The following is a 1,486-nucleotide window of genomic DNA, read 5'->3' as shown; positions in this document are numbered from 1 at the left end:
ATATGAATGTTGCGATACTTGCGAATCCCGCAATTGACCATGCTGTAGTGAAGTATAGAAACGGCATGAGTACAATCGCTAAGACTGTGAAGCACAGTACTGCTATTAAGTAGCTTTTATAAATGTTACTCATTTCCTTTTTTCAACTCCTCCATTATTCTCTCGTCTGATAAGTCGTGATAAGGGAATTTTTTCCTAGCTAATTGGACAGGTACTCTGCCTCGTATCGCAATGTATCCTTCGTCTTCAAGCTCTTTATTCAGTTCTCTTATTATTTGTCCTGCTTTGGATTTAGAAACAGATAAAATTACCGCAAGTTCTTTAGCTTGCAAACTATTTTTCATCATATCTTTTCCTCCTTTAAAATAACTGTTGATTCTCTGGGTTATCTGCTTCGTAATTATCTGCAATAATACTTTTAGCGAAAAAGTCCAAACTGACCTTATATAGGTTGTTCATAGATTTCTTTACGTTAACTCCTTCCTCAAGTACATAAGGCACCCTAAAATCATTTATAAACAGTCCGTTTTCGTCTAAAGTAACGGTTGGTAATTCAGGTTTGTTCCGTCTATAAACTTCTCCTAGTGTAGGTTTTTGCTTTTCAGCTTGTTTAGTGAAGTCGGAAAATGCCTTAAGTAGTTTTATTCCTGAATCAGGATCACTGTGTCGCTCAATCGTTTCTGCTGTAGACTCTTTACTAAAATCATTCCGATTGATTACAGGCTTTCTCGTATTTCGTTCAATCTTCCAAACCTTCCACGTCACAACTGCCATTGTGGTGAGGAGGGTTGTTTTGTATAGTGCGTTCATTTGTAATTCCTCCTATTAAGTTGTTTGTTCAATTGTGTGTTATTCTTCTTCGTCTAAATCAAAGTGCTGTTCGATTTGGTCAATTGCCCACTCAATCATTGATTCAAGGTGTTTCTCTCTGTCGACTTCGTAAGTGTGCTCAATCTCGCCTGCATATGTCACAGTAAGAGTATCTTTGTGTGTGTATGTTTGACTTTTGTTTTCTTTAACTGCATAAAGTGTTAATACTATATTGTTTAGCTTTTCTTTTTGTTCTGGTGTCATTTACGCTCCCCCTAAATTAGCTTCATAACCAAATTCAGTCATGATTTCATGTATTTTCAATCTGCCTTTTTGTGTCCATCTAGTTTGTAAAACTGTGTCTTCTCTGCCATCAGAACGCACAATTGTTATAGTGTCTGAATCTGTGTAACTCTTGCCCATGTGTTCTGAGTAAAGCACCCACTGTTTATTTACTTTTCGTTGTAGTCTAGCTTCGTGTAGTAGTTTGTTTAACTTTTGTGCTGATATACCGTAGTCTGCCGCGATTTGAGTTGTGGCTAATGTGCCAGTTGACTTTAAGATTTCATCTACATAGTCTGCTTTGGGTTTTAGTTCTCCGATTTCTTGTTGTAAAAGTAAGTTTTGCTCTTTTTCTTTCTTATACTCAGTCAACACTGTAATGATGTAGTCTGGA

Annotated in this window: 5 protein-coding genes; all 5 read right to left on the bottom strand. The window is 36.7% G+C overall.

Going from position 1 to position 1,486, the window contains the following annotated elements:
- Positions 1–133 (bottom strand): DUF1270 family protein (locus tag IDG63_RS14195; RefSeq protein ID WP_206176468.1); only part of this gene is annotated, 133 nt, incomplete at its 3' end.
- Positions 126–347 carry a hypothetical protein gene (locus IDG63_RS14190; RefSeq protein WP_117221670.1) on the bottom strand — a complete coding sequence of 74 codons (222 nt, stop codon included), beginning with the start codon at positions 345–347 and terminating at the stop codon, positions 126–128. The genes IDG63_RS14190 and IDG63_RS14195, both read right to left, overlap by 8 nt.
- Before the next feature lie 13 nt (positions 348–360).
- A complete protein-coding gene (locus IDG63_RS14185) occupies positions 361–810 on the bottom strand; it encodes a hypothetical protein (RefSeq protein ID WP_000993183.1) in 450 nt (149 codons plus the stop codon).
- Between the two features lie 39 nt (positions 811–849).
- Complete coding sequence (gene tscA, locus IDG63_RS14180; RefSeq protein ID WP_000187184.1) at positions 850–1,074, bottom strand: type II toxin-antitoxin system antitoxin TscA; 225 nt, start codon at positions 1,072–1,074, stop codon at positions 850–852.
- Positions 1,075–1,486: phage antirepressor KilAC domain-containing protein (locus IDG63_RS14175; RefSeq protein ID WP_206176466.1), on the bottom strand; the 412-nt coding region annotated here is incomplete at its 5' end. It lies immediately after the preceding gene.

Origin of the sequence: Staphylococcus sp. EG-SA-14 (genome assembly GCF_017151935.1) — a bacterium.
GTDB classification, from domain to species: Bacteria; Bacillota; Bacilli; order Staphylococcales; family Staphylococcaceae; genus Staphylococcus; species Staphylococcus aureus.
Note: the sequence above shows the minus strand (reverse complement) of the source record. Positions and strands in the feature narration are given on the sequence as shown.

Excerpts from the sequence above, each read along its gene's own strand:
- tscA (WP_000187184.1), bottom strand. The coding sequence starts at position 1,074 with ATGACACCAGAACAAAAAGAAAAGCTAAACAATATAGTATTAACACTT.
- IDG63_RS14185 (WP_000993183.1), bottom strand. The coding sequence starts at position 810 with ATGAACGCACTATACAAAACAACCCTCCTCACCACAATGGCAGTTGTG.
- IDG63_RS14190 (WP_117221670.1), bottom strand. The coding sequence starts at position 347 with ATGATGAAAAATAGTTTGCAAGCTAAAGAACTTGCGGTAATTTTATCT.